At 70.5% G+C, this 4932-nt stretch carries 5 protein-coding genes and 1 pseudogene; 2 read left to right on the top strand and 4 right to left on the bottom strand.

The window, feature by feature from the left end; genetic code table 11:
- The first annotated feature begins 129 nt into the window (after nt 1-129).
- Entirely contained in the window at nt 130-594 is a 465-nt protein-coding gene (locus tag ACZ60W_RS31695) for an SCO4402 family protein (protein ID WP_469758838.1), read from the top strand.
- On the opposite strand, the pseudogene ACZ60W_RS31690 reads toward ACZ60W_RS31695, so the two are convergent.
- From ACZ60W_RS31690 to ACZ60W_RS31680, 3 genes and pseudogenes are all read right to left on the bottom strand, one after another.
- Nucleotides 589-753, bottom strand: a pseudogene (locus tag ACZ60W_RS31690) (IS5/IS1182 family transposase); the annotation flags it as partial. The gene ACZ60W_RS31695 and the pseudogene ACZ60W_RS31690 overlap by 6 nt on opposite strands.
- Before the next feature lie 681 nt (nt 754-1434).
- Complete coding sequence (locus ACZ60W_RS31685) at nt 1435-1773, bottom strand: P-II family nitrogen regulator (RefSeq protein ID WP_469758837.1); 339 nt, start codon at nt 1771-1773, stop codon at nt 1435-1437.
- Nucleotides 1770-3092, bottom strand: coding sequence for an ammonium transporter (locus ACZ60W_RS31680; protein WP_469758836.1), 1323 nt, complete (start codon nt 3090-3092; stop codon nt 1770-1772). Before ACZ60W_RS31680 ends, ACZ60W_RS31685 begins: the two co-directional genes overlap by 4 nt.
- A gap of 548 nt (nt 3093-3640) precedes the next feature.
- Between ACZ60W_RS31680 and ACZ60W_RS31675 the strand changes: the two genes are divergently transcribed.
- Nucleotides 3641-4459, top strand: coding sequence for a DUF427 domain-containing protein (locus tag ACZ60W_RS31675; protein ID WP_469758835.1), 819 nt, complete (start codon nt 3641-3643; stop codon nt 4457-4459).
- Between the two features lie 123 nt (nt 4460-4582).
- On the opposite strand, the gene ACZ60W_RS31670 is transcribed toward ACZ60W_RS31675, so the two are convergent.
- Nucleotides 4583-4932: hypothetical protein (locus tag ACZ60W_RS31670; RefSeq protein ID WP_469758834.1), on the bottom strand; the 350-nt coding region annotated here is incomplete at its 5' end.

Raw genomic sequence — 4932 nt, 5'->3', positions numbered from 1 at the left:
TCGTACGGGACGTACTCGCGCTTTCGCCCGGTGCGGCGAGAGCGCGTGCCAGGCGTCGCGGGGCAGAGGGGATTTTGACGACAGGCCCTAGGGGGGTGTCCGGCATCATCGGATGCGTACCCTTGGCTCGTGATTGATCACGGCATTGCTCTGCCTCACTACCGCCTCCATGTCGTACCTGCGGTCGTGGCATTGGCCAGCCCGACATGGCAGCGAGAGGTGTGGCTCGATCCGGATCAGTTCGAGGACCTCGACTACACCGTCCACGTGCTCTTCGACGACTTCTGCGATGCGAACGATCCCCGGCCCTGGCTTGGTCAGTGCCTTCGCAGCGAGGAGGAAGTCGAGTTGACGGCGCGTCTCGGTGCTGCCTATGGCGAGGTACAGGATTCGGTCGGCGCCGCGGCTCGGGACGAGGCATACCTGGACTCCCCTGGCTGGTCTGCTGTAGTCGCCGCAGCAGCCCGGCTGGCTCAGGTGATGGTGGCCAATGACCACTTGGCGTTGAGCAAGTTGCATGACGCCGGCCATCGCTGGCCGCTCGACACCGACCCGATCATGTCCGGTACGGAAGGCCGGCACGTCGATTCATGACCGCAACCAGATGACCAGGGCCGCCGCAGTGACCGTTCCAAGGAAGACGTAGCCGCGCTTGTCGTAGCGGGTCGCGACGGCCCGGCAGTTCTTCAGCTGATTGATGGCCCGCTCGACGGTGTTGCGCTCCCTGTGCCGCTCCTCGTCGAAGCCCGGTGGCCCGGGGTGCACTGGCGCGATCACCCAGAGCGGTTCGGGCCGCGGAAGACGGTCTACGAGCGCCAGTTCTCCTTCAGTTCGGCATCAGGCGCTCCTGTCATTCACATGCCCGGGAGCGGCCGCAGGGAGATCTTGCGGGTGACGAGACTCTTACCGGTGATCAGGTACCCGCGAGTGCGGTGCCGCTCGGACGCCGAGCGGGCTGCGCTCGAAAACCAGCCGCCCGAGCGCGACCAGGGCGCCTTGTCCGTAGACGAGCACAGCCACACCCACGTGGACGTAGGAGCCGCTGCGCGGGTCGAAGTAGGCCGGGCCGGGCTCACTGCCGTCCGCCAAAAGCACCCCGACCTCGCCCTCGTGCGTCTCGAACCCCTCACGCTGCCAACCCGTCGAGCATCCCCGCGTCGTCGGCGGACCAGGTGAGCGGAGTCAGGGCGGTGGGACGCAGGACGCACCGGAGCGTCGCCGGCCCGTCCCAAGGAGAAGGTGCGCGACTGGGACGTGAGCCGCGTGACCGACGCCGTGCGCACCTGGGCCGGACTGCCGCTGCCCGGTGTACAGATGGAAATCCGCACACCGGGCGGCAACCCCGTGCCGTGGAACGACGAGTCGATGGGCGCCCTGCTGGTGCTCGCGCTCTGCTCGGGGGCGCGGACCTGCCGCCCCGGTGTGGCCCGTACGTCAGAGCGCGTCGGGGCCCCGCTGTCCGGTGCGTACGCGCACCACCGTTTCCACGGGTACCGCCCACACCTTGCCGTCGCCGATCTTGCCCGTGTGGGCGGCGCGGACGATGGCGTCGATGGCGGGCTCTGCGTCGGCGTCCTCGACGACGACCTCGATACGGGCCTTCGGGACCAGGTCCACCCGGTACTCGGCGCCCCGGTACACCTCGGTGTGCCCGCGCTGACGCCCGTAACCGCTGGCCTCGGTGACCGTGAGCCCGTGAATGCCGAGCTCCTGGAGTGCGTTCTTCACCTCGTCGAGGCGGAACGGCTTGACGATCGCGGTGATCAGCTTCATGCGGAGGGCTTCCTGTTTTTGACCAGCGAGGTGACGGGGGACGCGGCGTGCAGCGGCGAGCCGCCGTGGCCGAGCACGCCGTGATCGTAGGCGGTCTCCGCGTGCACCGTCTGGTCGAGTCCCGTCAGCTCCTCCTCGGTGGAGGCCCGCAGCCCCACCAGCCGGTCGAGAACCTTGCCGATCCCGTAGGTGACGAGGAAGGTGTACGCCGCCACGGCCGCCACGGCGAGGGCCTGCCGGCCGAGCTGGCCGAGCCCACCACCGTAGAACAGCCCTTCCTTGCCGCCGGTCATCACCGACGTCGCGAACAGGCCGATGAGCAGCGTACCGACGACACCACCGGCGAAGTGCACGCCCACGACGTCGAGGGAGTCGTCGTAGTCGAAGCGGAACTTCCAGGCGACCGCGTACGAGCAGACGACGCCCGCGGCGAGACCGACCGCCGCCGCCCCGGGCATCGCGACCACTCCGCACGCCGGAGTGATCGCCACGAGCCCCGCGACCGCGCCGGACGCCGCACCGAAGGTGGTCGGGTGGCCGTCGCGCCGCTGTTCGACGAAGAGCCAGCCGAGCAGGCCGGTGCAGCCGGCGACGAGGGTGTTGAGGAGCGACGCGGCGGCCAGACCGTTCGCGCCGAGCGCCGAGCCGCCGTTGAAGCCGAGCCAGCCGAACCACAGCAGACCCGCGCCGAGGAGCACCATCGGCAGGTTGTGCGGCCGCATCGCGTCCTTCTTGAAGCCGATACGCGGGCCGAGCACCAGACACATCGCGAGGCCGGACGCGCCTGACGCGATCTCGACGACGAGTCCGCCCGCGAAGTCGAGGGCGCCCAACGAGTGCGTGATCCAGCCACCTGGACCCCAGACCCAGTGCGCCACGGGGGCGTATACGAGAAGCGTCCACACCGGCACGAAGACGAGCCAGCCCGCGAACCTGGTGCGGTCCGCGACCGCGCCGCTGATCAGCGCCGCCGTGATGATCGCGAAGGTCAGCTGGAAGGTGCCGAAGAGGAAGGTGGGAACGGTGCCGGTGAGGGAGTCGGGACCGATGCCCGCCAGGCCGAGGTGACCGAGGCCGCCGATCAGCCCGGCGAAGGCGTCGTCGTCGAACGCGAGCGAGTAGCCCGCGACCAGCCAGACCACTGTGACGAGGGCGATCGACACGAAGCTCATCATCAGCATGTTGAGGACGCTCTTCGTGCGGACCATGCCCCCGTAGAACAGGGCAAGGCCGGGGGTCATCAGCAGAACGAGCGCGGTGGCGGCGAGCAGCCAGGCGGTGTCGCCGGTGTCGAGCCGGGGTGCGGCAGCGAGGGGCATCAACGGTCTCCTCCTACGGGTTCGAGGGAGAGCCTCACGGGGATGCGTTTCGCGATGCGTACACGAGGGTTTCCGCCGTGTTTCGTGTTGCGTGGGGATTACCGGACCCTCACGGTGCGACATGCCTGGGAGAGGCAGCTCTGTGCGGTCTGGCGGACCATGCTCGGACGAGCGTTTCCGGAGGCGTACCCCCGTTCCGACCACCGCGTGGTGCGGCCCGCCCCGCGTACCCGCACGAGTGATGGGTGGCCCGCGAGACCCGCACCTCATGACCTCGCGCCGGGAAGGCGGTCGATGGCCGGCCGACCGTCTCCGACGGATGCACAGGGGCGTGCCCGGCTGGACGCCGAGCTGCTGCGGGTACGTGTCGCCCGGCCTGTGGCCACGCACCGGTCCGAGGGACGCTTGCGACGTGCCGGCAGGAGCGACGGCGGGCCGTTTGCCATCGGCCGGGGATCCGGAGCAGCGTGGACCACACCGGCTGCCACCCGTACCGCGACGCCGGTACGGGCAACCGGAGGCAGGAACCGGAGCGAGAGGAGAGACCGATGACCGCACCGAAGTCCGGCCCGGAAGCCGTGCCCGTCGTACGCCGCCGGGAGGAGTCCGACAGCGTCTTGTGGGAGCCGGCGGAGCGCTGGGTGCGTGCGACGGCGGGGGAGCTCACGATCGTGGACAGCCGTCGACCGGTTCTCGTGTGGGAGCCCGGTCGCCCGGTCCCCCTCTACGCGTTCCCGACCGGGGACGTCCGGACGGACCTGCTGCGGCGGACGGAGCGGCCCGCCGGCCGGCGGCGTCACGCGGGAGCGACGGTCTTCTACGACCTGGTGCTACCCGACCGGACCATCGGGGCGGCGGCCTGGACCTACCCCGGAGAAGAGCTGGCCGACCACATCAGCTTCGAATGGTTCGGGCGCGAGGTTCTCGACCACTGGTACGAGGAGGACGAAGAGATCTTCGTGCACCCGCGCGACCCGCACAAGCGGGTGGACGCCCTGCCCAGCAGTCGACACGTCCAGGTCGAGATCGAGGGCACGATCGTCGCGGACACGCACACGCCGGTTCTGCTCTTCGAGACGGGCCTGCCGGTGCGCTTCTACTTTCCGAGGGAGGACGTCCGCCTCGACCTCTTCACCCGTACCGATGGGCGTACCCGCTGTCCGTACAAGGGTGTGGCGAGCGAGTACTGGTCCTGGGCCGGCAACGCCGACGTGCGGCCCGACATCGCCTGGAGTTACCCCGACCCCCTGCCCTCCGTAGGGATCATCAAAGACCGGGTGTCCTTCTACGACGAGTCCGTCGACGTCATCGTCGACGGAGTACGGCGAGAACGACCGGTCACGTTCTTCAGTCGGCCCTCACGGTAGGTTCCGTCAGGGCCTCGCCGCCGGATGGGGAAGGTCATCGGACACCCGGCTGACCATCCTCGAGGACGGGCGGGCGGGCGGCCCGGGCGATACCCGACCCGCGCCGCCCGACGACGGCGCGTGTCACCCCTCGGGGGAAAGCGGCTGCTCGGCCCGGATCGCGTTGCCCCGTCCGGAGGAGCGCGTCCCCCAGCTCCGGGTGGTCAGCTTGTCGGTCACCAGCCGCCTTGCCGTTTCGGCGCTCTGGGGATCGTGCGACAGGGGCCGGTTCGCGACGCTGTCGGCGCCCAGGGTCCGGGTGCGGACCAGGAGCAGGAGCGCGTCGGCGTCGGGACGTCGGGGCATCGGGGCGTCGGGGCATCGGGGCGCCGGGGCGCCGGGGCGCCGGGGCGCCGGGGCGCCGGGGCGCCGGGGCGCCGGGGCGCCGGGGCGCCGGGGCGCCGGGGCGCCGGGGCGCCGGGGCGCCGGGGCGA

This window comes from Streptomyces sp. NPDC104202 (assembly GCF_055584185.1).
Note: the sequence above shows the minus strand (reverse complement) of the source record. Positions and strands in the feature narration are given on the sequence as shown.

Bases quoted from the DNA above. Each gene is read 5' to 3' on its own strand.
- ACZ60W_RS31675 (WP_469758835.1), top strand. From the start codon at position 3,641: ATGACCGCACCGAAGTCCGGCCCGGAAGCCGTGCCCGTCGTACGCCGC.
- ACZ60W_RS31680 (WP_469758836.1), bottom strand. From the start codon at position 3,092: ATGCCCCTCGCTGCCGCACCCCGGCTCGACACCGGCGACACCGCCTGG.
- ACZ60W_RS31685 (WP_469758837.1), bottom strand. From the start codon at position 1,773: ATGAAGCTGATCACCGCGATCGTCAAGCCGTTCCGCCTCGACGAGGTG.